A 25,410-nucleotide genomic window follows, 5' to 3' on the forward strand; every position below is an offset into this window, starting at 1 on the left:
GAGCGGTCAGACACATGGAAAGGAGGAATCGAAGGGAATTCGGTTTCCTCCATTACTATGTGCGAAACTCGCTTTGTCGATCTATTACTTTTCAGTAGCTACGAAAGTCTTTTTGAATGCAGTGATTGCTTCAGCCATCGCTTCGTCGCTTGGTAATCCTTTAGTTGTGCGGATTTCTTCCAATAGTTCTTTACGGTTGTGCTCCAACCAAGTCAACATTTCGTCCTCGAAACGAGTAACGTCCTGTACAGGAACATCATCGATGAAGCCTTTAGTCAGTGCGTAAAGAATCGCAACTTGCTTTTCTACTTTAAGCGGCTTGTTCAAACCTTGCTTCAGTACTTCTACAGTACGAGCACCACGGTTCAATTTCGCTTGAGTAGCTTTATCCAGGTCAGAACCGAACTGCGCGAACGCTTCTAGCTCACGGTAAGATGCAAGGTCAAGACGTAATGTACCTGATACCTTCTTCATCGCTTTGATTTGAGCGGATCCTCCAACACGTGATACGGAAAGACCAGCGTTGATCGCAGGACGAACACCGGAGAAGAATAGGTCTGATTGTAAGAAAATTTGTCCATCAGTGATGGAGATAACGTTTGTCGGGATGTACGCGGATACGTCACCAGCTTGTGTTTCGATGAACGGTAAAGCTGTCAGGGATCCAGCGCCTTTTGCATCACTAAGCTTCGCTGCACGCTCTAAAAGGCGGGAGTGAAGGTAGAATACGTCACCAGGGTATGCTTCACGACCTGGAGGACGTTTTAATAGTAGGGAAAGCTCACGGTATGCAGCAGCTTGCTTCGTTAAGTCATCATAGATAACAAGAACGTGCTTGCCGTTGTACATGAATTCTTCACCCATTGTTACTCCAGTGTAAGGTGCTAGGAATAGCATTGGAGCTGGTGCAGAAGCAGATGCCGTTACAACGATTGTGTAATCAAGGGCACCATTTTTACGTAGTGTTTCAACTACTCCACGAACTGTGGATTCTTTTTGACCGATTGCAACATAGATACACACCATGTCTTGGTCTTTTTGGTTAAGAATCGTGTCGATCGCAACAGATGTTTTACCTGTTTGACGGTCTCCGATAATTAACTCACGTTGTCCACGTCCGATTGGTACAAGCGCATCGATCGCTTTGATACCAGTTTGAAGCGGCTCATGAACGGATTTACGATCCATAACACCAGGAGCTTGTGCTTCGATTGGACGAGTTTTTGAAGTTTCGATAGGACCCAAACCGTCAACCGGTTGTCCTAACGCATTTACTACACGGCCGATAAGTGCTTCACCTACCGGTACCTCCATGATACGGCCTGTACGACGTACTTCATCGCCTTCGCGGATTTCTCGGTATGGTCCTAAGATGATAATACCGACGTTGTTTTCCTCCAAGTTTTGGGCAAGACCCATAACTCCGTTAGAAAATTCAACTAGCTCTCCAGCCATGACGTTGTCGAGACCATGAGCACGAGCGATACCATCACCAACCTGGATAACAGTACCAACATCGCTAACTTCGATTTCTGACTGATAGTTTTCGATTTGCTTTTTTATCAGTGCACTAATTTCTTCAGCTTTGATGCTCATGAATTTCACCCCTATCTACTATCTATTCGTTGTAAGTTGACGTCCTAGACGTTCTAATTTTCCGCTGACACTTCCGTCAAAAATGCGGTTCCCGATGCGAATCTTCACACCGCCGATTAATGAGGAATCTACAATATTGCTGATGTTCAAGGATGCTTTACCAACCTTCGCCGCGAAAACAGATGAAAGCGTCGCTTGTTCTGCTTCAGAAAGCTCACGTACAGAATACACTGTTGCGTTTGCCACATTGCGGGCTTCGTTGGAAAGCGTTTGGTACGCATCGATCATGTCGATCACGATGGATTGACGGTGACGATCTATTAAAAGCTTTAACGTATTGACGATAAATGGAGAAGCAGTTGCAAATGCTTCCTGGATGATCTGCTTTTTAGAATCTTTGCGGATCTTAGGATTGCCAAGCACCGTGATCAGATCATGGTTGCTTTCAAATACCTTTTTTACTTCCGCAAGCTCCAAATCGAATTGCCCATAAAGATTATGTTCTTTTGCAAGTTCGAAAAGAGCGAGTGCATAACGCTTTGCTGCTACGTTTTTGCTCATCGCGCTTCGCCTACCTGTTTCACATAATCATCGATAAGCTTCTGCTGATCTTTTTCGTTTAATTCTTTTTCGATTACTTTAGAAGCAATCAGTACAGACAAGGAAGCAACTTGCTCGCGTAATGCGATAACCGCTTGCTCTTTCTCTTGTACGATTTCTTTTCTTGCAGATTCTTTAAGACGTGCAGATTCCTCTTGTGCAGCTCTGATGATGTCTGCCTTCTGATCTTCTGCTACCTTCTTGGCATTCTCTACAAGCGCTTGGCCTTCAAGACGTGCTTCTTTCAATAATGCTCGTTGCTCTTCTACAAGAACGCGAGCTTCTTCATTGCTTCGTTCCGCTGCCTGGATTTCAGTTGCAATGTGATCTTCACGCTGCTTCATCATTCCGATAAGCTTATCCCAAGCAAATTTACGAAGTAAGAATAGTAAGATTAAAAATACAATCAGTTGGTATAGTGCGTCCCCCAAAGTAAGGGCTCCTGCACCAAGAACTAAGTGATCTAAGCTATACAATGCTTTCACTCCCTTCAAGGAATACATAAGAAAAGCGCAAGCACCTTAAGATGTTTTGCGATTGTTAAAGATTCAAAACATGGCGCTTTTGCTAAACGTTTTGCTTTTATCTAGAGTTACAATTAACTTTATTGATTTGAACATTCCTTCATAGTGATATAAAGGAAAGGCGAAGGTTCTCTACTGAGACGGACTTCGCCATTTTGAACCAAAAGATATTTGGTGTATTATTGCGCACCGATTACCATGAACGCGATTACTACCGCGATGATAGGAACAGCCTCAACTAGTGCTACCCCGATGAACATTGTAGTTTGTAGTACGGATTTAAGCTCAGGTTGACGAGCGATACCCTCTACTGTACGACTTACGATTAGACCGTTACCGATACCTGCACCTAGTGCTGCTAAACCAATTGCAATTGCTGCTGCTAAAGCACCCATTGATTATTTCCTCCTTATGTTTAAAAAAATTGTTTTTTTGTTATTGAAGATTTATAAATTAATGGTCATGACTCACTTTGTGTGCCATATAAACCATTGTTAACATGGTAAAGATAAATGCTTGGATAGTACCTACGAAAACACTGAATGCCTGCCATACCAGCATCGGTATGAAAGCTGCCAATGTTCCAAGAACCCCGGATAGGATGCCTGTTTCATAGCCTGTAACTGCTAGTCCTGCCAGTAACCCTAGCAAGATTTCCCCTGCGAAGATGTTACCGTATAAACGAAGACCAAGCGTTAAGGTGTTTGCAAATTCTTCTATGATCTTCAGTGGGAATAGGAAACTCATCGGTTTGAAGAAGTCTTTCCCGTATTCCTTGAAGCCTTTCAGCTTAATCCCATAATAGTGCGTCAAGGCAACAACCATTGCCGCGAGACTAAGTGTGATTACAGGGTCGGCTGTAGGGGATTTCCACCATAAAGTGTGTTCGTCGCCCAGGATGATTGCGAATGGCAGACCTAACATGTTTGAAACGAATACATACATTAATAGAGTCAATGCTAACGCAAGAAATCTTCCGCCTGTTTTGTAATCCATTGTACTGCTAATGATTCCTTTTGCGAAATCTACGAGCCATTCCATGAAGTTCTGCATGCCTGTAGGTCTCAACGCAAGCGTTCTTGTAGCCAGTACAGCTATCAGGAACACAATCGTTGCCGCAATTGTTGTCATTAAAATATTAGACAAATTGAAATGTAGGTCAAAGCCAAATATTTCAAGCGTCCGTATTGGAGCACTGTGATTCAACACTACTCACCTCTCTTCCCCACTGCTTGTAAAGAGTTTAACAAATGAATCTATGATAATGACAATATAGGATGTCATAATCCCTATGATGACACCGTAGAGATTCAGGTATTCCGGAAATCTCACAGCGATGACTACAGCAAGGACTGCAGCAGCCATTCTTGAAAATGATCCTAATGTGTAAGCCTTCGCTCCAGATGCAATTGCGTCTGTGAACTTTTTCACCTTCTGGTACAAAAGCCAGTGGTTATAGAAGCTTACCGCGGTCCCGAGGATCAACCCCAGAAACCAGTCCTGGTAAGGTGTAAACCCCCAACCGAGAACATACAAGGCCAATAAGAACAAAAAGTACTTTATGTGCCTTAAGAGATTTTCTTTTGATTCAGGCATATTATGACTCTCCTGAGAAGAATTGGCGGACTGCATACAACACGCCGTATACTCCGGCTGCTAGTCCTAATAGAAGTCCAATGATCAGAAATAATGGTTCTGTGCCTATTTTGCCATCCAGCCATCTTCCTCCAAATAATCCGACTAAGGTTGGGCCGACAAGGTAGGAAAGGATCGCGGACATCAAGGCCATTGCTTGGAATGGGCGGCGTTTATCATTCATAGAAAACACCCCGTTTTTCATGCGGTAAAATACTGAGGTCTTGCTTCAAAAACGATGCTAAATATGTATAAAAATGGTTGTAAAAGGTTTATGAAAACCTTATCATTTTATACCCTTTGTAAGCATACAATAGCCAAAATTCAATGTCAATGTGTTATACGGAAAAAATCGACAAAGTTTTCTTGGTAAGATTTGCAGGTGAAGCGCTTCAAAATCTCTCCTATTATTACCCAGAAAAAAACAGCCAAATGATGAACGTTTTCCTCATTCGGCTGTTGTATATCAATATTTTAACATAGATATTGTCGGGTTTAACTTTGTCGATTGTGAACATTATGTGACTATTCACGATTTTCAGGTCGGGTTGCTTGACCGGTTTGGGGAAATGTGTCCATGAATGAGGTGTAGCCATTAAACTCCCCTGTTGATTTCCGTTCCAGAGGTTCGCTCTCCGCGGGCGGTCTCGGGAGCCTCCTCGGCGCTATTGTGCCTGTGGGGTCTCCCTCGACGCGCTACTGCCGCATGAGCCTCACCCCTTGCACTACAATCAACAGGGGGCGAATAGGTTCATTCATACTTGCCCCTTTAAACCCCTATAACACCCTCATTCAAAATAAAGATCCGCTTCGACCGAGTCTTCCTTTTCACGCTTTTTCGCGAATACGACTGCCTTTACAAGCCCCTTTACCTTCACTTTATCGGCTGAGATCTGTTTTTTGAAGAGTCCTCTTGGCAGGTCGCGTTCCCAGTCGAGGTATTTGATGAAGTGGAGGGTGTCGGACTCATAGAGGGCAATTCCTAGCTCCTCCGCTCCCTCGGGTAGATACACTTCGTATTGATACTCCCCTTCCTTGTCGCCGTATCCGAACTGGAAGCCCATGATTCTTGGATAGTCAGGTTCTTCTATTATATAGAGGAAAGGCAGCCTTAGCTCCTGGTGGTTCGCTTTTACGATTACCGATCCTTCATGCATTCCGGTGCTCTGCTGATTAGGGGTGATATCGAGTGTTATGGTCGTTTTCTTTTTTTCATTAGGCTTTAGGGTAAAAGAGATCGGGACCTTCCACTGGATTCCTTTTGACGCTTTTGGTGGAGTAAACGTGTACTTTATATCGCGGTCCGATACGTTCTCCACCTGTATCTCGATCACCTTTTCCGTACGGGTATCTTTTTTCTCGAACATGCCGAAGTTGAGCGTACCAGGGTAGATGAGACTGTTGGTGTTCATGGCCTCCTCAAGCTGGATCCGCCCTGTCCCCTGTTCGAGGACGGAATATTGGGTGCCGTCCTCTTTTTCAAGCGGCTTGGTCGTATTCATGAGTGCGGCTTTGATTTGGCTCGGCGACCAGTCAGGGTGGGCCTGCTTGAGCAGCGCACTGGCACCTGCCACATGAGGCGCCGCCATACTCGTTCCCTGGAGCGCAAGATAGCCATTCGGAATTGTGCTGTCAATCGCGACACCAGGTGCGACCACATCGGGCTTTATCTCCCAGTTGTGCGTCACCGGCCCCCTCGAACTGAAGCTTGCGATGTCGTCCTTATGCCACTTATAGGTCGTCCTCACATAGGAAAACTTCCTGTTGATCTGCTTTTTTAGATAGAGGCCGTCCTCCCTTGAAATGGATACAACCGGCAGGTCCATCTCCACCTCGAGGGATCCTGTAAAATTCCCCTCGAGATTATTGTAGATAACAAGCGCCACTGCTTCTTTCTTCCGGGCATTCCACGCTTTTTCCGAAAAAGGGATCTTCCCCCGTTCCATGAGGACAATCTTTCCTTTCAGGTCAACGTCCTTCAAATCGTCATCTTCCCCAAGTCCGACATACTCCATCTTGACCGGTCTGTTGTTGAAAATCCATTTCGCCGACCCTTGAAGCGGAAGCATCTCGATTTCCTTCTTGGAAAAAAACGCTGAAAGATGCGGAATGTTCAAAGGCGGTGTCGAGGCACCTACCGAGATGGCCTGTGCCGAGGTTCCAGGTGACCCGACCGTCCAAAGATTCGGCCCAGAATTGCCGCTTGAGGTCACCGCCACGACACCATGCTCCACCGCTTTGTCGAGGGCCAGGCTTGTCGGCCAATCCGGACCGTTGATAGTATTGCCAAGCGACAGATTCAGCACATCCACCTTGTCATGGATTGCTTTTTCAATTGCGGCAATTACATGTTCACTCGTCCCATGACCACCTGGACCAAGCACCCGGTACGCATAGATCTTCGCTTCCGGCGCTACTCCCTTCAGATGGCCGTTCGCCGCAATGATCCCCGCAACATGCGTTCCATGGAGAGTGGGGATACCCTGTGACTTTTTCGTCTCCATCGGATCCTCGTCCTCATCGACAAAATCATAGCCTCCACCATAACTATGCTTCAAATCCGGATGAGTATAATCTATCCCCGTATCGATGATTCCGACCTTGACCCCTTCTCCGGTCAGCCTATGACCATCCTCATCGTAGAAGCTCCGCATGCGGTCTCCGCCGATGAACGGCACACTCTCATCAATCATCGGTGTATAGTTCGTAACCGGGGACACTTCCACCACGCCATCCTCCTGCTGCAGCCGCTCGAGATCTTTTGTGGGACCCTTGATGGCAAATCCTTTGAACACCGCGGTATAGGTCCGCTTGATATGGAGTTTCGGATAGTCGGTAGTTATCTTCCGCCGCATTCTTTCATGCTCGGACTCTTCCACTATAAGTATGACGGTCTGTTCTTCATCCTCTTTTTCTGATCCAGCTGCAGGTAGAGGCGGACGCTCCGGATATTGCGGCTGCGGCGCGGGCACCATCTGGGCCGGACTAAAGTTTTGTAATGCATCTATCTGCAGTCTATCTGAAGCAATCGTATATGTAGGCAGAGCGGTCGATATGATTCCGCTTGCTAAACAAACTGTCATCATAAAATTCCGTAATTTCACGTCCCTCACCTCTAACAAATAGCATTTGCTTAAGGGTCGGAAATATGCACGAGAAGGTACAGCAAACACCTTGATTTCCCTCTCGCCGAAAAATTCAATTTGTAAAAACAACAAAAAAGGCCTGACCCCCACCACTGTTTTTTTGCATAACAGCGGTGGGGGTCAGGCCCCGTTATTTTAACACTTTAAAGTGTTGAGGGTCAGGCCCCCATTGTTTTATCGCTTTAAAGCGCTGAGGGTCAGGCCCCCCTACCATTTACTTCGTTCCGTACAATCTATCTCCAGCGTCGCCGAGTCCAGGGACGATGTAGCCTTTTTCGTTCAGCTTTTCGTCGAGGGCTGCGATGTAGATGTCTACGTCTGGGTGAGCTTCTTTTACGACTTCAACGCCTTCTGGGGATGCGATGAGGCACATGAACTTGATGTTCTTGGCGCCGCGCTTTTTCAGGGAGTTGATGGCTTCTACTGCAGATCCGCCTGTTGCAAGCATTGGATCTACCACGATGAAGTCTCTCTCTTCCACATCAGAAGGTAATTTCACATAGTATTCAACAGGTTGTAATGTTTCCGGGTCGCGGTATAAGCCGACATGTCCAACTTTTGCAGCTGGGATCAGCTTCAGCATCCCTTCCACCATTCCAAGGCCTGCGCGAAGGATCGGAATGATCCCCAGCTTCTTACCGGAAAGAACATTGGATTTAGAGATAGATACAGGAGTTTCAATTTCTACTTCCTCAAGCGGAAGATCACGAGTAATCTCGAATGCCATTAAACTTGCTACTTCATCAACCAGTTCACGAAATTCCTTCGTACCAGTATTCTTGTCTCGGATGTATGTAAGTTTGTGCTGAATTAATGGATGATCAAAGACGTACACTTTTGCCATTCGAAATCTCTCCTTTTTATTCCATTATTATTGGTTTCATGAGCCGGCTCAAGGCCTGGCTTCCTAATCACACTTCCATTGATTCTACATAAAAAGGGTTGGCGATTCAAGTTAATCTTTCGTTTTTTTACGCAAAAAGAAGAGGTCTAACATCAGACCTCCTCCGTAAAGCTATTATCCTAGTGAAGGATATAATACATATTTTCCAGAAAGTGCTTCTACACGGGACTTCACTTCTTCAAGCTTCGCCTCGTCTTCATGGTTTTTCAGCGTGTAGGCGATTAAAGACGCAATCTCGTCCATATCCTCCAAGCCAAATCCGCGGCTTGTTACAGCAGCTGTACCGATACGGATTCCGCTAGTGACAAACGGGCTTTCCGTGTCAAAAGGGATCGTGTTCTTGTTCACTGTGATTCCCACTTCGTCGAGCACTTTCTCCGCGATTTTGCCTGTGATGCTCATTGATTTTACATCCACCAATAGCAGATGGTTGTCCGTTCCGTCAGAAACAAGGGACAAGCCTTCCTTTTTCAACGCTTCAGCCAGACGGTGTGCATTATCGATGATTTTTTGTGCATATTCCTTGAATTCCGGCTTCAATGCTTCCCCGAATGCTACCGCTTTTGCTGCGATTACATGCATTAATGGACCACCTTGAATACCTGGGAAAATGGATTTATCGATCTTTTTCGCCCATTCTTCACGGCAAAGGATCATTCCACCGCGAGGTCCGCGCAATGTTTTATGGGTAGTAGTCGTCACGAAATCAGCATAAGGAACCGGGTTTGGATGCAATCCTGCTGCAACAAGGCCGGCGATATGTGCCATATCGACCATCAGATACGCTCCCACTTCGTCCGCGATCTCACGGAATTTCGCAAAGTCGATGACACGAGGGTACGCGCTCGCTCCAGCCACGATCAGCTTCGGCTTATGCTGTCTTGCTTTTTCCGCCACATCTTCATAGTTGATCGTATGAGTATCCTTGTCCACTCCATACTCAACGAAATTATATTGAATTCCACTAAAGTTAACCGGGCTACCGTGCGTCAAGTGACCGCCATGGGAAAGGTTCATTCCAAGAACCGTATCGCCTTGCTCAAGGATTGTAAAATAAACGGCCATGTTCGCTTGGGCACCAGAGTGCGGCTGTACGTTCACGTGCTCCGCTCCGAAGATTTCCTTCGCGCGATCGCGAGCGATATTTTCCGCCACGTCCACGTGTTCACATCCACCATAATAACGACGACCTGGGTATCCTTCTGCATACTTGTTGGTAAGCACAGAACCCTGCGCCTCCATTACCGCTTCACTCACAAAGTTCTCAGAAGCAATCAGCTCAATCTTCGTACGTTGTCTTCCTAACTCATCTTGAATCGATTGAAACACTTGTTGATCCTGTTGCGCTAACTTCACTCCGGTATCCCCCTTTAGAAATAAACATCCTATTAATTAGTTTAAAATTGCCACAACTTCTTCTCATTCGGTTTTTCAACCATTACCTCTATCATTTTATCACGGTGTCCACACAATAGAAACAGAAAAGGAAGATTGGTAGCGCTTACTATGAAAAACTTTCGGTTTGGGACTGGGGACAGGTCCCGGGTCCCAAACCACTACTGAAAAAAGGCTCCACTGCTTGGGAGCCTTTCGGAATTGTACGATTATGTCCCCGTATACACCGCACGCGCTCCGCCAATCAGCTTCGGACGTGTTTTTGCCATAGTGACGTGTGCTTCGCCGATGGATTTGACATTGCTTCTGACCGGAACTGCGACATGCTTGATGTGCATGCCGATTAGCGTATCGCCGATATCGATGCCGGCGTCGGCTCTGATATGCTCGACCATAACCGCGTCGTCAAGATGATGATAGGCATGGGATGCCATGGCACCGCCAGCCTGGCGAACGGGAATGACGGTCACTTCATCGAGGTGGAGCCGCTCTGCTGTAGCCCGCTCCACGACAAGGGCACGATTCAAATGTTCACAGCATTGAAAGGCAAGCTCGACCCCAGTGCTGGCACGAAATTCTGCCAAGGCTGCAAAGATGGTCTCGGCAACATTTTCCGTACCCGCTGTACCTATTTTTTCGCCAATCACTTCACTCGTACTGCACCCGATCACAAGCACCTGCCCACTTCGCAACGATGCTTGGGCCTGCAGGTCAGCTAGCGCCTGACTTAATTGCTCTTTCCACTCTTTGTGCATAAGATCCCTCTCCTTTCACAATTAGGATAAACAAAGCAGCCCACGAATGTCCCTATCCTCTGACACCCATGGGCTCCTCATTACTTTTCGATATCGTGGATTTTTTGTACTCTGTTCGCGTGGCGGCCGCCTTCATATTCCGTAGTCAGCCAAACTTTTGCGATCTCCCGTGCTAGCCCTGGCCCGATTACGCGCTCGCCCATTGCCAGAACGTTGCTGTCATTATGCTCACGGGTCGCTTTTGCACTGAACAGATCATGCACCAACGCACAGCGGATGCCCTTCACTTTATTAGCTGCAATCGACATGCCGATCCCAGTTCCGCAAATTAAGATGCCGCGGTCGAATTCGCCGTTTGCCACTTTTTCCGCAACCGGTAATGCATAATCCGGATAATCCACGGACGTTTCACATTCACATCCAAAGTCTTCAAATTCTATATTCAACTCTTTTAAAAGTCCCTTGATCTCTTCACGAATATTGATTCCGCCATGATCTGACGCGATTGCCACTCTCATCTTTTCATCCTCCAAAATTGAAGATTTCGTATTATATGTACATCTTACCCTTGCTCTGCAAAAAAATCCATTGTTGTGGTTGGATTTTGCCTGAATCATAGTTAAAAAGAGATCAATTACCTGCTTTTAAAAGTACTTAATTTATGATGTTTGGGTACTTTTCTGTTTTCGGGCTGACCTTAGCAGCTTTTCAGCTATAAGGAGACAAGTGAAATCCGTAATCTATCCAAAACAGGTCTTAATCTATCCAGTTCATCCAATAATCTATCGACTTTTTGAATTAATTTATCCACTTTAAGACCTAATCTATCCACTTCCCTTGTTAATCTATCCACTTTACAAAAAGTTACAATTACCTTCACACGGAGCCACACCGCTAGACTACCACATGTAGATAATAAAGAAGCCGAAGAGAATGTTCTCTTCGACTCCATGCAACATGCTATCTATTGGTTTCGCCATCCTGCAGGTGCGTGGGACAAGAAAGCTGTCCCCACTGTCCCTTCATGCAGGCGCGCGGGACAAGGAACCTGTCCCACCGTCCCACCTAAACCCGAAACTTCGAAATCGTACGCTTCAGCTCACTCGCTTGCGCCGCCAGCTCTTGTGAAATTTTCTCCACATTTGCGATCATGCTGGCTTGGTCTTGGGTGGTGGCTGTTACTTCTTCGGCTCCGGCTGATGTTTCTTCTGCGATGGCTGCGACTTCCTGGGATTGTCGGGCTGTTACGCGGATACTATCCATCTGCTGGTCGACGAGGCTGGCAATCTGTTTGACCGCGGCTGCCACTTCGAGAACGGAATCTGTCATTTCGGCGATGACGGTGTTGGTGGCGGTTCCTTTTTCCGCTTCTACATTTGCCGCTTTTACCTGGCTTGTGATCTGCGTGACCACATTTTTTACTTCTTCCTGGATGTTCTTGATCAGCTCGGAAATGCCCTGAACCGCTTTGGCACTTTCATCAGCAAGGGAACGGACCTCTTCTGCAACAACCGCAAATCCTCGTCCATGCTCACCTGCACGAGCCGCTTCGATAGAAGCATTCAGTGCCAACAGATTTGTTTGTCCAGCAATGTCTCCAACAAGGGAGATGATATTTTCCACTTCTTTTGCATGCTTTTCCAAACGTTCTACAGAATCGAGCGATTGCTTATTTTCTCCTGCGAGACGTTGAATGCCGGAAACAAGGGAATGAATGACTTCTTTGCTTTCTTCAAGGTCATTTACCATTTCCTCGGACAAGGATTGGGAAGATGTTGCCTTCTCATGCACCTCGTCCGCGATCTTGATCACTTCTTCCACCGATTCAGCCGTATCCTGAATCGAGGCCGCGGAGCTCTCGGCACCTTTTGCAATTTCCTCGATGGTCATGGAGATATTATCAGCCTGCTCGGATGCTTGCATTGATACGTCTGAAATTTCTTCCACTTTACGGTTCGTCTGCTGGAAATGCTGGTCAATCGACGTGACCATTTCACGAAGATTGTGAAGCATCAGATTGAAAGCATCACCTACTGCACTGATTTCATCGCGTGAGCTTGTGACTGGTACATCCTCAGTGAGGTCGCCATTTGCCACCTTCTGCGCCACTTCCTCCAGCTGGTGCAGTGGTTTGGTGATAAACCGCGCAGCGAAAAACGCCAGAATACCTGACCATGCCACACCAAGAACGAGTGTAAGAATCGTGAACACACTAGCACCTATGTAATTTTCCACGTAATTGACTACCACATAAATAAAAATCCCACTTACTGTGTACGTTATTGCTGCCAGGATTGTCGCAAATAAAACCAGCTTATAGCGCAATCCAAACTTATACTTTCGCTTTTTCACCATGATGCTTCCTCCTCCCTTGCTGCTGCAGTCCAAAAGAAAGAAAGCATCACCAAGGTTTCTTTATATGATTTTTTTCATTACCAACTCAATCAGTTCCTGCAATTCTTCAAACGTGCTGCGATATGTATGGACACTGCCTCCATAAGGGTCGGATACCTCGCCGGTTTCGCCTACAAACTGCTTCAGCGAAAATGTTTTACCGGCAGCATGCGGATAACGCTCCTCCAACAACGCCCGGTGATGGCCAGTCATTGTCAAAATAAAATCGGCCCAGTCGATCGACTCCTCCGTCACAAGAGAAGAAGCATGATTGGATGGGATACCGTTTTCCTTCAGCACCTCTTGCGCATGATGGGACGCCGCACTGCCCTGCATGGCGAAAACCCCTGCAGAACGCACCTCTACATCGGTAAGCTTTTTGCTTGCCAAAATTGCCTCTGCCATCGGGCTCCGGCACGTATTTCCGGTACACACAAACAAAATATTCATGACCCCACTCCTCCTTTTTACCCCATTATAGACAAAAGGAAGGAGAAGAAAAATAGTTTACATGTTTTATTTCGGCTATCCTTCTCTAACCTTTAACCCAGAAATGAAAAAAGACCTATGAAAGGTCTCCATTAGTTATTAGCGGCTTTCGCAGAAATTGTTGTTTTTGACGAATACAACATAAACTCGTAAATTTACCTACCATCGTGCTCTTTTCTGTGTTTTAGTTTATTTACTATTCTAATTAAGCGAAGTTAATTGCAGTAAAAAATCCAAAAGCCGATTTTTTACCGTTGCAGGCAACAAAGCTTTACGAAAAGAGCCTAAGTAAAAAATAACAGCTTCAATCCAAACCCAAGCAAAATGCTCCCGCCGAGCGCCTCGCTATACGAACCGAGCCAGCCCTGAAGCTTTTTGCCAAAAAAGAGCCCCATCCAGGTGAGCAGCATGCTGACTGCGCCAAACATGAGAATCGTCAATAGTGTTCGCGCCCCATAAATGCCAAGGCTCAAGCCCACAGAAAAGCTATCGAGGCTGACGCTAAGCGCAAAGACGATCAGCCCCATTCCGACCGGTGTGATCAGCGGACCGTCCTCCTTCTTGAACGAGGAAAGCATCATTTGGACACCTAGCATGATGAGGAGCAGCCCTCCTATCAACGTGGCGATGGAGCCGAACTGCTCCGACAGCACTTTTCCGATACTCATGCCGATTAGTGGCATCACCACATGGAAAACCCCGATGGTGACGCCTATGTAAAAGATCTGGCGCACTCTCAGTTTGATCATCCCCATGCCGAGCCCCACTGAAAATGCGTCCATTCCAAGTGCTATTGCCATTAAAAAGAGTGTCATCCATTCTCCAACCATCACTGCCATCCCCCGCATATCCCTCCCTCAGGACTTGTCTACTTCCAAGATATGCACGGGAAATCCCGATTAGAAGGCAAAAAAAGAGGCAAGTTCCGCTAAATGGGAACCTACCTCTCACTGATGACTTTATGGCCTGCCGCCTTATCCAGGCGGTTCATGATCGCTGCCCCTACCCCGGTTTTCGGGAAGGTTTCGCTGAAAATGATATCCACATCGGTCGAATTGAACGCTCGGAGTGCATCATATAAGTTTGTGGCAACTGTGGATAAATCGCTTCTTGTTCCACAGGTCATCATCACATCGCCTGCTTCACCCATTTCGGATTTCGTCTCCTCTGTCACGAGCAGGCCGACCTTCTTTCCTTCGTTCTGTGCCGCCAGGACGGTTGCTTTCAGAAAATCCAACCCGCCTTCCACTAAAAAGACTGGTGCAAAGGGTGCGTAATGGTTATATTTCATCCCCGGTGATTTCGGCGCCTGGTCCTGCGAGGTCAAGGCAGGATCGACTTCGACCTGTCCGACGACCGCTTCGAGCTGCTCTTTTGTCACCCCACCAGGCCGCAGAATGACCGGAATTTCGGTTGTACAGTCCACCACCGTGGATTCCAGGCCGACTCCTGTTGGTCCGCCATCCACGATTCCGGCAATTTTTCCGTCGAGATCCTCGTCCACATGTGCGGCGGTTGTCGGACTCGGTTTTCCGGAAAGATTGGCGCTCGGTGCAGCAAGCGGAAGGCCTGCCACTTCCATCAGCGCTAACGCTACCGGGTGGTCCGGCATCCGGACAGCAAGCGTATCCAGACCAGCAGTCACAAACTCGGAAACACCATTCTTGCTTTTCAACACAAGCGTAAGTGGCCCTGGCCAGAAAGCCACCATCAATTTCTCCGCAACTTCCGGCAGGTTATCCACAAGGTCTGTAAGTTGTTCTTTTTTCGTAATATGCACAATCAACGGGTTGTCACCTGGACGTCCCTTCGCTTCAAAAATCTTTTGTACGGCCTTGTCTGACAAAGCATTTGCCCCAAGACCATATACCGTTTCAGTAGGAAAAGCCACAACCTCTTCCTGTTGGAGAAGTGCGGCCGCCTCTTTCAGCTGTGGATAATTCATTTTTAAAGGATCTGCGTTATCCACAGTCCATTTTTTCGTCAACATCTTATCTACCTCATTTAAAAATCTATCAACATGTGAATAGAAAAGGATTCATTCCATCAAATATAAACAAATTACCTACATTACACAATATTTATCCACAAATTGTGGATAAGGTATGTGTGTTCGGTGGATAACTTTGTGAATATCATAGGGGGCCTGACCCGCTCCGCATTAGCGTACTAAAGCAAATGGGGTCTGGCCCCTCCTCATTTTATAGTTTACACATCATAAATGTACAGGTTTGTTGTTCGAGTGTTTCTTTTAGGTGTGCTGATTGGGTGATTTCCTTCGGGACGTTGTGGATTTCTTGTGGAAAGAAGCCCAGGAGTTCGAAGAATTGTATGTAGTCCTTCTTGTTGGTCACCAGGAATAAGCGGTCGAGTTCTTTTCGGCGGGCATGCTGCTGGGTGTGCTCGAACAGCTGCAGCAGGTGCATCTTTTTGACAGAAGGACCGATGACAAGGGAGCGCAGCAGGCCGTCCTTTTCTATCTTTTCAATTCCGATGGTTCCACAGATGCCGGTTTCCTCTTCCTCAAGAATGATGTAATCCTCAATTTTCTCTTCCAACCCTATTGTACTAATATTTGCTTGTCTTAAAAAGACCTGCATGGCCCATTGATCTTCTTTTGTTGCAGCGCGCAATTTTTTCATCTCATCCACCTCTTCTAGTATTTTTTCTACTACTACTCTATTGAGGTGGATGAAAAAGTAGAACGATTATGCCGTGATTTTTTCCCATAGAGATGATAGAGCCTCGAATACGAAGAATTTCACTTCCACTTCCTCCGGCTCTTCATCGACAACAAATTCCCGTGGTTCCGCTGATGCGGCTGTTACGCTCATTTCTGTTTCATTTTCAAGGATGCTTGCTCCCGCTGATTTTTTGGACTTGCTTTTTTTTGGAGCAGCACCTGTTTCTTCCTCTTCAAAAGGTGTCGCAGTCGCTTCCCCATTGGAGAAGTCTAGGAAGCATAACGGCGGGAACAGCACACACCACCAGTTGGCTCCTGTTCCTTTACCGAGTGTGATCAGAATCGCTTCATAGTCACCGGCAGGATAGATGAACTTGCCGTACATTTTCGTCGGGAAATCCACTCTGCCAAAGTCTACATTATACTCCTGAACGATTCCTTCTTCCACCATGACTTCCTCTACAATCTTCTCGATCTCCGGGATGTTCCCCTGGATGACTTCACGGGCATTCTCCATGGACGTAAGGCCCTCCACCCAAACTGTGATCTCTTCGTTCACACGGTCGCGGATCTTTCTTTTCAGCTCCTGATCCTCTGTGCTGTCACTGTTGGCCAGGATGCGAAGCCTGATTGCCTCATCCGGAATGACCATTGCCCCGTTCTTCACTTCCACACCGGCTGCAGCCTGCTCCCCTGCCACCGTCACATATGCTCCCATAAACAACAATACTATATATAAAAAGATTACATTCTTTTTTAATGTTCTCATTTCAATTCCTCTCCCCTCTAGGAAACAGTCTGGTCAAAAGTTAAAAATCCTAAACTAGCAAATTTAATTTTTTGAGGAAGATTTTTCTTTTGATAGTTTGCTAGTTAGGAGGTTTTGTACCATGTATGAGGGGGTATAGAAATAGGACGTGCATCCCGTATTCCGGAGCACGATAAGAATACAACTCTCAGGAAAGGAAGACGCAATATGAGATCGTTTACGTGCAACATTGAATCTTTTCGCATTGGGGAAATGAAGAGTGCTTTTAACCATATTAGCATTCCTATTGATTTCGAAATCCTAGTAGGCGGCCGGTGGATGAATGGCAAGGCATTCTACCATCATTATCACCGCAGCATCTCTTACGACTCCAACCTATCCCAATTAATTAACTTTGCAAAAGCGGAGCAGAAGGAAGAAATCCGCCAAGCTATCGTCAGTTATGTGGAAGAAAAGACAAATAGGGGCCTGACCCTCGCCAGACCCCATACGGAAGAAGGAGCTATCATTTAAATCAAGCAATCCATCAACACCTTGCCCCACACCAAGCTGCAAGGTGCCGCTCCTTATTCCCATATATATAATGATGGCGATCGCATCGAAACGACTCGCCAACTCCCCTCATCCTATTTCCGCAAATACCATTCGATCTTTTCCGTTAATGTCCAGTACCACTTCCGCACGCGCTTCAGGGAAAGTCGCAAGCAGCAAGTTTTTCACCGCTTCCCCTTGTCCCATTCCCACTTCAAACGCAACAATGGCACGGTCCTTCAACACCTGTGGCAATTCCTCCATGAAACGCTCGTAGAATTCCAATCCGGAAACACCGCCGACAAGCGCACGATACGGTTCAAAGTCCTTCACTACTATTGACAGGCCTTCGTATTCCTTTTCCGGAATGTACGGCGGGTTGGAAACCACGATATCCACCTTGATGCCCTGCTCAATAAACGGCAAGAGCAGATCACCCTGCAAAAATTCCACATCTGCATGAAGAGCTTCTGCATTGTCCTTTGCAACTTCCAATGATTCACCGGCAATATCGGTTGCCATCACGTTCAGGTTGCTATTTTCAAGCGCAAGCGTCACCGCAATCGCGCCACTGCCTGTCCCAACATCGACGACACTCAATTTTTCTGTAGTGTCAGCAAAATGCCTCTTCACTCTATCCAACAAGCCGACAACCAATTCCTCCGTCTCCGGTCTTGGAATCAGCACCTCTTCACTGACAAAAAAGCTGCGGCCGTAAAACTCTTCTTTTCCCATCAGATACTGCACCGGAATTCCCGCAGCATGCTTATGGACATTGAAAACGAAGGAGCTTTGGGTGTCCATCGGCATCATTTCCTGCATCCGGCTGAAAAGCTGGGCCCGATCGAGCTTCATATGATGGCGCAACAATAATTCTCCCGCATTCTCGTCGCGCTCATTCTTTTTTAAAAAATAAGAAGCCCAGTTCAGGGCTTCGTAAACCTTCATGCTCTTCATCATTTCTCCATCTGTTCCATTCGCAGCGCTTGATCTTCCATGATCAAAGCGTCCACGATTTCCTGAAGCTTCCCTTGCAGGATCTGGTCGAGCTTCTGGATTGTCAAGCCGATGCGGTGGTCAGTAACACGGTTCTGCGGGAAATTGTACGTACGAATACGCTCGGAACGGTCACCGGTACCAACAGCCTGCTTACGGTTGGCATCATATTCAGCCTGGACTTCACGTTGAAACTTATCGTACACACGTGCACGAAGAACTTTCATCGCTTTTTCCTTATTCTTGATCTGTGATTTCTCGTCCTGACAGGAAACCACTGTGTTTGTCGGAATGTGAGTCAAACGGACCGCCGACATCGTCGTATTAACCGACTGTCCACCAGGGCCGCTGGATGCAAACGTATCTACACGGATATCCTTGTCATGGATCTCGATTTCCACTTCCTCCGCCTCTGGCAATACTGCAACCGTCGCTGTGGAAGTATGGATACGCCCTCCGGATTCCGTCTCCGGTACACGCTGTACACGGTGTGCGCCGTTCTCGAACTTCAGCTTGGAATAAGCGCCCTTACCGGTGATCATAAAGATGATCTCCTTATAGCCGCCGACACCTGTTGATGCTGCCTCCATCACTTCCGTCTTCCAGCCATGCGCTTCCGCATATCGGCTGTACATGCGGTAAAGGTCGCCTGCAAACAATGCCGCCTCGTCTCCGCCTGCTGCACCGCGAATCTCCATGATAACGTTCTTGTCGTCGTTCGGGTCCTTCGGCAAAAGAAGGATGTGCAAACGTTCAGCCAAAGCTTCCTGCTGCTCCTCAAGCTCCGAAATCTCCTCTTTCACCATCTCGCGCATGTCCGCATCCATCTTGTCCTCGAGCATCGCTTTCGCACCCTCTAATTGCTCTTTGACATCCTTATATTCACGGTATGCTTCCACGGTTTCCTGAATATCGGACTGTTCCTTCGAATACTCGCGAAGCTTTTTCGTATCACTGATAACTTCCGGGTCACTCAATAGCTCCGTTAATTTATCGTAACGCATTTCTACTGCCTGCAAACGATCAAACACGTGCATTCACCTCTATGTAATGTGTGCAAACCTGAATTAGTCCGCATCTGTATTTTTGTCCTTACCTATAACATTCTAATTATAGTATAGGTTAGGTGGTGCGTCAAAATCAAATAGATGGAAACGGAGTTTGGAAGGCGGTGTCCTGATGCGGCTTCTTGGAGGACTTCCGGCATTTACTGGCGGTTAAGACAATGTAACCCCCTACTTGTACAGGTACGTCACCCGAATTTCAGCAAAGAAACAAATCCCAACAAAAAATAAAAACCCGCCCCGACCTGGAGCGAGTCCTAACCTAACAATCCATTCGTAAAATTCACTTTAACACATTAGCACACTGCGGGTCAGGCACTACTTTTTCAGTCTGTCCTCATTTCCCACTCAAAACCTCCAGGACCCATTTTTTCAAGTCGACAATTCTCAGGTTTTCTATATTTTTATCGGTTCCTGCTACGATGATAGGGCTCAGGGAATCGATTTGGTGCATGGAGCCGTGCGCTCCGCCTCCTGCGTGTTCAGGAGAACTTTCGCCTATAAATTCGTAGCCCGGTTTTGCATCCGCAATGATGAATTCTCCTTCCTGGGAATACATAGCGCCGTAAAGTCTTGCAAGGGCATCAGGATATTCCCCATACCCTATATTGCCGTTTTCCATTTTCAAATCAAGGATGTCAGTATTGCCTTCAACCTTCCATTTTTGTTGATAGATGTCCACCAGGCTCCCACCGGTATCAAAAGAAAGCATTCCATCATGATATCCGGATATCACATGGACCATTTGGTTATCTTTCCACGCCACCCAAGCAATTCGCGGGTCGACTTCAAGATTTTGGGCTAATTTTTTTAAATTAGATTTATCACTCACTTTATAAATATATGCCATTCGTTCATTAGCTGTAATCACTAAGTCGTCCTTTTGACGGACAGGCTCACCTAGTTCAAGAATGTTGAAATCCGAATAAGGTTTTCTTAAATCAATCAATGCTTCCTTTTTCTTTTTCTTCACATAGGATTGATTGCTATCACTGATGATGACCCAGACAATGTCCTCAAGGGCCTGCTCCCAGGATGGGAAAGCATTCAGCACATCCTGAAGGTGCCGATCCATCTTTACAATTCCCTTGATGGAAGCTGGTTTTTTATGGGCGGTTCGGTCGTTCTCAGAAAAATAAACAATCGTAAACTCAGGAAGGATATTTTCTTTCAGCAAATAAATCAGTTCCTCAGTTGCAAAGGTATCATTTATTCCCAGCCTTTTGATTGTGTGCTTGTTTTCCGGATCAAGTCTGGCCAGTGAACCGATGGAGAGATATTTCGGTCCCATGGTCTGATATTCTTCCTTTAAATCGGTCATTTTTGATATGGCATCCGGTACATGAAGGGTATGAGCTTGATTGCCACGATAGATGAAGGTGTTGATGGATGCCGATTGCTTTTTCACTTTGTGGAGATCCTCATGAATGGTGGAAACTTCTTTCCCCAGATCCCTATTATTGAAGTGATTCAGACTGTTTACAGCCACATTGGACGGACCGAGCTTCAAAATCTCGAATAGGCCGTTACCATAACTGACAATCTGCTTGTTTTTTTCGTTGTACCAAATCAGGGCAGGTATTCTATGCTGATCTGGATAGGCCCCTGTAATGATCGAACTGTCGATTACGACAGACATGGTCGGATAGGAGCTCACCAGCTTGTCACTATAGCTGCCATGTTCCATCAGGAATTCCAATGCGGGGGCTTTTTCCTCCTCTATCGCTCTCTTTAAGGTGGTATCCATCAACGAGTCCATCATGATAAGCACCACTTTTTTTGAATCGGAATTCTTGAAAGCAATTGGATTTGCCTCATTTGCCTCTATTTTTTGCTGCCTTTCCTCGTGATTTGCACAACCTATCATCACTGTACTGATGAATAGGATAATTAAAGAACGTACCAACAACCTATCCACCTCCTTCCATCTAGGTATTTGAAAAAGTTATTCCTCCCATCCCTCCATTTCCCGACGTTGATGGAGCAATACACTTGTGAAGGTACCTATAAAAGCACTCCCTATAATATCAAATGGATAATGATGCCCTATCCATATCCGGGAAAAACCTGTTAACCATGACAATCCGTGCAGGATGATGCCAAGACCGCGGTGGTGAAGAAAGATGATGGTCGAGACAGCAAAGGCAAGAATGGTATGCTTACTTGGAAAGGACGAATCCATCAAGGAAGGGATAAGAATACCAATCCTTCTTTTCAAAAATGGCCTTGGCCTGAACCAGAGCAACTTAATCAAACGGTTTGAAACCAAGCAGATCAGAACGGAAATACCGGCATCTATCGCCATTTTTCTTTCTCGCCCCTTTCTCAGCCATAAAAAAAACAGAATAAAAAAATAAACATATCGCATTTTTTGCGAGACCAGTATCATACATCTGTCCAAAAACCACGAGCGGCCAGCTAGCTGATTAATTGCCAGAAACAGTTTTAAATCCATAGCGGAACTCCTCTTGTTTATAGAATGTTCCTATTAGTTTTCTAAAGTGGACAAATAAATATGTATGCAAAAAGAAAAGGTGCCTGACGACTCAGGCACCACTACACTACCGCTCCTTAATTGTTAAATGTACTCTGTATCTCGGGACGACATCAATGAATTTGCGCTTAAGCTTGGAGTGGAGTTTGTCTTTTTCTTCATCTGAAAGGGAGCCGTTCGAATAGGCGGTCACCCGGGCGTTGTCGCCGGTGACGAAGACGGGACCAGGTTCGAGGTTACTGTTCAGCGTGATGACCTCGGCGAATTTTTCCTGATCATCCCCGTAATCGGGCCGGTCTTCGGTTAAATCAAGGAAATTAGGGTTTTGGTTGGTATTGAAGTCATTGGAATCCTGGTGTTCTTCATATGCACCACCGTCGGCGTTAATTCCAATCAGCCTTGTTCCATTTTCCACTTCACGCTGGCCTGTGAGGTCTTTGTCCGCCCCGCATCCAGCTATAAAAAAAGAGCATACGACTATTGACAGGATTGCATGTTTCATGCAAACACCTCCTGCCTTTAGCGTATCCTCTTCTTCAAAATATCTTCGGACAAATTATAGGAAAAGTTGTTATTTTTAGCTAGTTCGCACAAGCTTTATTTTCTCACTTCTTGCAACACGGACACATTTAGAGGGACTTCATGATGATGACGACAGCGAGGTTCATAAGATTCAGAAGCGCCGACTAGAATAATTGGGTCATCGTAGCATGCTGGCTTTCCATTGATCAGACGTTGCGTACGGCTTGCAGGTGATCCGCATACGGCACATACAGCTTGCAACTTTGTCACCGATTCAGCGATCGCCAAAAGCTCCGGCATCTTACCGAATGGCTCTCCACGGAAGTCCTGGTCAAGTCCTGCAGCGATTACACAGTAGCCTCTGTTTGCTAATTCCTGAATTACTTCCACAATATGCTCATCAAAAAACTGCACTTCGTCAATACCCACCACTTCTGTCTGCTCCTCCACCTGATCGAGGATGGCTTGTGAAGATGGAACTGGCATCGCTATGATGGATGTCCCATTATGAGAAACAACTGCCTCATCGGCATAACGGTTGTCAATTGCTGGTTTGAATACTTGAATGTTCTGTTTGGCAAATTGGGAGCGTCGCATGCGGCGAATCAGTTCTTCTGATTTACCAGAAAACATGCTGCCACAAATCACTTCTACCCAACCCGAATGCTTCATTACGTACATGCACGGCCTCCCCCTTCTGATTATAAGCGTATAAAAAGTGCTTAGTCCAAGCAAGAGACATAAGCACATTTTTGAAATATGTAAGGTAAGTAAAAAAAAACAGGCAAGATATAGGATAACCTGCCTGTTTTACTTTATTACTTAAGGCCGTATTTTTTGTTGAAACGCTCAACACGTCCATCAGCAGCAGCATGCTTCTGACGTCCAGTGTAGAATGGGTGAGAATCAGAAGAGATCTCAACTTTGATTAGAGGGTAAGTAGTACCGTCTTCCCATTCGATAGTTTCGTTTGTTTTCATCGTTGAACCAGTGATGAATTTGAAACTAGTGTTGATGTCCATGAATACAACTTTACGGTAATTAGGATGAATTCCAGCTTTCATTCTTGTCATCTCCTTTTTGCCCTGAGTCTTTCGAAACAGAGTTAGATATGAAATGATACCAAACAAAGTTCGACATCATTTATCTTAAAAACACACTGATGAAATTATATCAAGTAATGTTTGGTTTTGCAACCTTACTTTTGGACTTATATTTACCAAATCGGTGCGCAATATTTTCCATGTAAAAGAAACGTGAGTGTCTACTTGTTACGCTTATAAAAATGAGTGTTAACATTAAACTCCCCTGTTGGTTTCCGCTCCAGGGGTTCGCTTATCCAGGGCGGCCTCGGGAGCCTCCTCGGCGCTAGTGCGCCTGTGGGGTCTCCCTTGACACGCTGCTCCCGCAGGACAAGGAAGGCTCCGACAGCGATACATCGCACGCAGAAAATGCTTGCATTTTCAAGGAGTCTCACCCCTTGCGCTCCAACCAACAGGGGGCGAAGTAAAGTAGATTATTTACCTTTTACAATCCTATCGCTTCGCTGTTCCTGCCTTTTGGTCTTCTTCGAGCATGTCGAAGAATTCTTGGTTGGACTTGGATTGGCGCAGGCGTCTTAGGAGCTTTTCTGCAAAGTCTGGTGTGTCGGACATCGTTTTGCGGATGGCCCATAGCTTGTCCAGATGATCTTTAGGGATAAGAAGTTCTTCTTTACGGGTACCGGAGCGACGGATATCGATCGCAGGGAAGATGCGGCGCTCGGCCAAGTTGCGATCAAGATGCAATTCCATGTTCCCGGTTCCTTTGAATTCTTCATAAATTACGTCATCCATACGGGACCCTGTTTCCACAAGCGCCGTTGCAAGGATGGTTAAGCTGCCGCCCTCTTCGATATTACGGGCTGCACCGAAGAAGCGCTTCGGACGGTGGAATGCTGCCGGATCGATACCACCGGAAAGTGTACGACCGCTTGGCGGAATGACCAGATTGTATGCACGTGCAAGACGCGTGATGCTGTCCATCAGGATGATGACATCGCGTTTATGCTCGACAAGACGCAATGCGCGCTCAAGTACTAGCTCAGCCACCTTGATGTGATTTTCCGGAACCTCATCAAACGTAGAGCTTACTACGTCTCCTGCTACAGAACGTTCGATGTCCGTCACTTCCTCAGGACGCTCATCGATTAGAAGGACAATCAATTCCGCTTCAGGGTGGTTGGTTGTAATGCTGTTGGCGATCTCTTTGATCAACATTGTTTTACCCGCTTTTGGAGGGGCCACAATCAGACCACGCTGACCGAAGCCGACTGGTGCGATTAGATCCATGATGCGTGTAGAAAGACCTTTAGGCTTTGTCTCCAGGACAATTTGTCTGTCCGGATATAAAGGAGTCAATGCAGGGAAATGGACGCGCTCTTTTGCCGATTCCGGATCGTCGCCATTCACCGCTTCTACATGTAAAAGTCCATAATAACGCTCGTTTTCCTTCGGAGGACGCACCTTACCCGATACCTTGTCCCCGTTTCTCAAGTCAAAACGACGGATTTGGGAAGCAGAAATGTAAATATCCTCAGAGCTTGGGGAGTAGTTGATCGGGCGCAGGAATCCGAAGCCCTCAGATTGGATTACTTCGAGTACCCCTTCCATGAACAGAAGGCCGTCTTTTTCTGCCTGTGCTTTTAAAATGGCAAAAATAAGTTCTTTTTTCGTCAGTTTGCTGTAGTAGGATACTTTATGCTGACGGGCAAATTCATATAATTCTTTTAGCTTTAAATTTTCTAAATGAGAAATAGTCAAATCCATAAAAAGAAAACACCACTCTATTCTTTTATTTAGTATCAATGGGAAAAAGTTTGTTCATTTGTCTTCCAGAACTGATTCAAGCTGAAATAAGTTCGAAGGATGGGAA

General features: G+C 46.2%; 28 protein-coding genes. 1 reads left to right on the top strand and 27 read right to left on the bottom strand.

Annotation, left to right across the window (positions count from 1 at the left end; all coding sequences use genetic code 11):
- Window positions 1-84: 84 nt before the first annotated feature.
- The 19 genes from atpA to spoIIR all read right to left on the bottom strand — a co-directional run bounded on the left by atpA (window position 85) and on the right by spoIIR (window position 16,890).
- Window positions 85-1,596 carry a F0F1 ATP synthase subunit alpha gene (atpA, locus tag ACQCT5_RS07285; protein WP_417898641.1) on the bottom strand — a complete coding sequence of 504 codons (1,512 nt, stop codon included), beginning with the start codon at window positions 1,594-1,596 and terminating at the stop codon, window positions 85-87.
- Between the two features lie 18 nt (window positions 1,597-1,614).
- On the bottom strand, window positions 1,615-2,157 hold the full coding sequence (locus ACQCT5_RS07290; RefSeq protein WP_499640458.1) for a F0F1 ATP synthase subunit delta: 543 nt from the start codon (window positions 2,155-2,157) through the stop codon (window positions 1,615-1,617).
- Window positions 2,154-2,699, bottom strand: a complete 546-nt coding sequence (gene atpF, locus ACQCT5_RS07295; protein ID WP_499640460.1) for a F0F1 ATP synthase subunit B — start codon at window positions 2,697-2,699, stop codon at window positions 2,154-2,156. Before atpF ends, ACQCT5_RS07290 begins: the two co-directional genes overlap by 4 nt.
- A 200-nt stretch (window positions 2,700-2,899) precedes the next feature.
- The gene (gene atpE, locus ACQCT5_RS07300; RefSeq protein ID WP_499640462.1) at window positions 2,900-3,115 is read right to left on the bottom strand and encodes a F0F1 ATP synthase subunit C; all 216 of its coding nucleotides are present in this window, start codon (window positions 3,113-3,115) and stop codon (window positions 2,900-2,902) included.
- A 58-nt stretch (window positions 3,116-3,173) separates the two neighbouring features.
- Window positions 3,174-3,926 (bottom strand): F0F1 ATP synthase subunit A, encoded by a 753-nt coding sequence (gene atpB, locus ACQCT5_RS07305; RefSeq protein WP_499640572.1) that lies wholly within the window; start codon window positions 3,924-3,926, stop codon window positions 3,174-3,176.
- A gap of 6 nt (window positions 3,927-3,932) precedes the next feature.
- Complete coding sequence (locus tag ACQCT5_RS07310) at window positions 3,933-4,316, bottom strand: ATP synthase subunit I (RefSeq protein WP_499640464.1); 384 nt, start codon at window positions 4,314-4,316, stop codon at window positions 3,933-3,935.
- Between the two features lies 1 nt (window position 4,317).
- A complete protein-coding gene (locus tag ACQCT5_RS07315; RefSeq protein ID WP_499640466.1) occupies window positions 4,318-4,539 on the bottom strand; it encodes an AtpZ/AtpI family protein in 222 nt (73 codons plus the stop codon).
- A gap of 604 nt (window positions 4,540-5,143) precedes the next feature.
- Complete coding sequence (locus tag ACQCT5_RS07320; protein WP_499640468.1) at window positions 5,144-7,459, bottom strand: S8 family serine peptidase; 2,316 nt, start codon at window positions 7,457-7,459, stop codon at window positions 5,144-5,146.
- Between the two features lie 256 nt (window positions 7,460-7,715).
- Window positions 7,716-8,345: a uracil phosphoribosyltransferase gene (gene upp, locus ACQCT5_RS07325; protein ID WP_386642163.1), complete on the bottom strand. Its 630-nt coding sequence runs from the start codon at window positions 8,343-8,345 to the stop codon at window positions 7,716-7,718.
- 174 nt (window positions 8,346-8,519) lie between these two features.
- Window positions 8,520-9,761 carry a serine hydroxymethyltransferase gene (gene glyA, locus ACQCT5_RS07330; RefSeq protein WP_499640471.1) on the bottom strand — a complete coding sequence of 414 codons (1,242 nt, stop codon included), beginning with the start codon at window positions 9,759-9,761 and terminating at the stop codon, window positions 8,520-8,522.
- Window positions 9,762-10,009: 248 nt separating this feature from the next.
- Window positions 10,010-10,555, bottom strand: a complete 546-nt coding sequence (locus ACQCT5_RS07335; RefSeq protein ID WP_499640472.1) for a TIGR01440 family protein — start codon at window positions 10,553-10,555, stop codon at window positions 10,010-10,012.
- An 80-nt stretch (window positions 10,556-10,635) separates the two neighbouring features.
- Window positions 10,636-11,073 (bottom strand): ribose 5-phosphate isomerase B, encoded by a 438-nt coding sequence (gene rpiB / locus ACQCT5_RS07340; protein WP_499640474.1) that lies wholly within the window; start codon window positions 11,071-11,073, stop codon window positions 10,636-10,638.
- Between the two features lie 194 nt (window positions 11,074-11,267).
- Window positions 11,268-11,507, bottom strand: coding sequence for a hypothetical protein (locus ACQCT5_RS07345; protein ID WP_499640476.1), 240 nt, complete (start codon window positions 11,505-11,507; stop codon window positions 11,268-11,270).
- Window positions 11,508-11,620: 113 nt separating this feature from the next.
- Entirely contained in the window at window positions 11,621-12,910 is a 1,290-nt protein-coding gene (locus tag ACQCT5_RS07350; RefSeq protein WP_499640478.1) for a methyl-accepting chemotaxis protein, read from the bottom strand.
- 60 nt (window positions 12,911-12,970) lie between these two features.
- Window positions 12,971-13,399 carry a low molecular weight protein arginine phosphatase gene (locus ACQCT5_RS07355; protein WP_499640480.1) on the bottom strand — a complete coding sequence of 143 codons (429 nt, stop codon included), beginning with the start codon at window positions 13,397-13,399 and terminating at the stop codon, window positions 12,971-12,973.
- Window positions 13,400-13,722: 323 nt separating this feature from the next.
- Entirely contained in the window at window positions 13,723-14,277 is a 555-nt protein-coding gene (locus tag ACQCT5_RS07360) for a manganese efflux pump MntP (RefSeq protein ID WP_499640574.1), read from the bottom strand.
- Between the two features lie 101 nt (window positions 14,278-14,378).
- Window positions 14,379-15,428 (bottom strand): L-threonylcarbamoyladenylate synthase, encoded by a 1,050-nt coding sequence (locus ACQCT5_RS07365; RefSeq protein ID WP_499640482.1) that lies wholly within the window; start codon window positions 15,426-15,428, stop codon window positions 14,379-14,381.
- A 211-nt stretch (window positions 15,429-15,639) separates the two neighbouring features.
- Window positions 15,640-16,080, bottom strand: a complete 441-nt coding sequence (locus ACQCT5_RS07370; RefSeq protein WP_499640484.1) for a GNAT family N-acetyltransferase — start codon at window positions 16,078-16,080, stop codon at window positions 15,640-15,642.
- A 66-nt stretch (window positions 16,081-16,146) separates the two neighbouring features.
- Window positions 16,147-16,890 carry a stage II sporulation protein R gene (gene spoIIR / locus ACQCT5_RS07375; protein ID WP_499640487.1) on the bottom strand — a complete coding sequence of 248 codons (744 nt, stop codon included), beginning with the start codon at window positions 16,888-16,890 and terminating at the stop codon, window positions 16,147-16,149.
- 207 nt (window positions 16,891-17,097) lie between these two features.
- On the opposite strand from spoIIR, the gene ACQCT5_RS07380 reads away from it, so the two are divergent.
- Window positions 17,098-17,403, top strand: coding sequence for a hypothetical protein (locus ACQCT5_RS07380; RefSeq protein ID WP_499640489.1), 306 nt, complete (start codon window positions 17,098-17,100; stop codon window positions 17,401-17,403).
- Between the two features lie 108 nt (window positions 17,404-17,511).
- On the opposite strand, the gene prmC is transcribed toward ACQCT5_RS07380, so the two are convergent.
- From prmC to rho, 8 genes are all read right to left on the bottom strand, one after another.
- A complete protein-coding gene (gene prmC, locus ACQCT5_RS07385; RefSeq protein ID WP_499640491.1) occupies window positions 17,512-18,369 on the bottom strand; it encodes a peptide chain release factor N(5)-glutamine methyltransferase in 858 nt (285 codons plus the stop codon).
- 8 nt (window positions 18,370-18,377) lie between these two features.
- Window positions 18,378-19,448: a peptide chain release factor 1 gene (gene prfA, locus ACQCT5_RS07390; RefSeq protein ID WP_499640493.1), complete on the bottom strand. Its 1,071-nt coding sequence runs from the start codon at window positions 19,446-19,448 to the stop codon at window positions 18,378-18,380.
- 370 nt (window positions 19,449-19,818) lie between these two features.
- Entirely contained in the window at window positions 19,819-21,390 is a 1,572-nt protein-coding gene (locus ACQCT5_RS07395; RefSeq protein WP_499640495.1) for an alkaline phosphatase family protein, read from the bottom strand.
- A 36-nt stretch (window positions 21,391-21,426) separates the two neighbouring features.
- Window positions 21,427-21,936 (bottom strand): undecaprenyl-diphosphatase, encoded by a 510-nt coding sequence (locus tag ACQCT5_RS07400; protein ID WP_499640497.1) that lies wholly within the window; start codon window positions 21,934-21,936, stop codon window positions 21,427-21,429.
- Window positions 21,937-22,042: 106 nt separating this feature from the next.
- A complete protein-coding gene (locus ACQCT5_RS07405; protein WP_499640499.1) occupies window positions 22,043-22,477 on the bottom strand; it encodes a hypothetical protein in 435 nt (144 codons plus the stop codon).
- 95 nt (window positions 22,478-22,572) lie between these two features.
- Window positions 22,573-23,178: a thymidine kinase gene (locus tag ACQCT5_RS07410; protein WP_499640501.1), complete on the bottom strand. Its 606-nt coding sequence runs from the start codon at window positions 23,176-23,178 to the stop codon at window positions 22,573-22,575.
- A gap of 137 nt (window positions 23,179-23,315) precedes the next feature.
- Window positions 23,316-23,561, bottom strand: a complete 246-nt coding sequence (locus tag ACQCT5_RS07415; protein ID WP_204413054.1) for a type B 50S ribosomal protein L31 — start codon at window positions 23,559-23,561, stop codon at window positions 23,316-23,318.
- A 471-nt stretch (window positions 23,562-24,032) separates the two neighbouring features.
- Entirely contained in the window at window positions 24,033-25,304 is a 1,272-nt protein-coding gene (gene rho / locus ACQCT5_RS07420) for a transcription termination factor Rho (RefSeq protein WP_386642121.1), read from the bottom strand.
- Window positions 25,305-25,410 lie beyond the last annotated feature (106 nt).

The sequence above is a fragment of the Sutcliffiella halmapala genome (assembly GCF_050107295.1).
Taxonomy (GTDB): domain Bacteria; phylum Bacillota; class Bacilli; order Bacillales; family Bacillaceae_I; genus Sutcliffiella_A; species Sutcliffiella_A halmapala_A.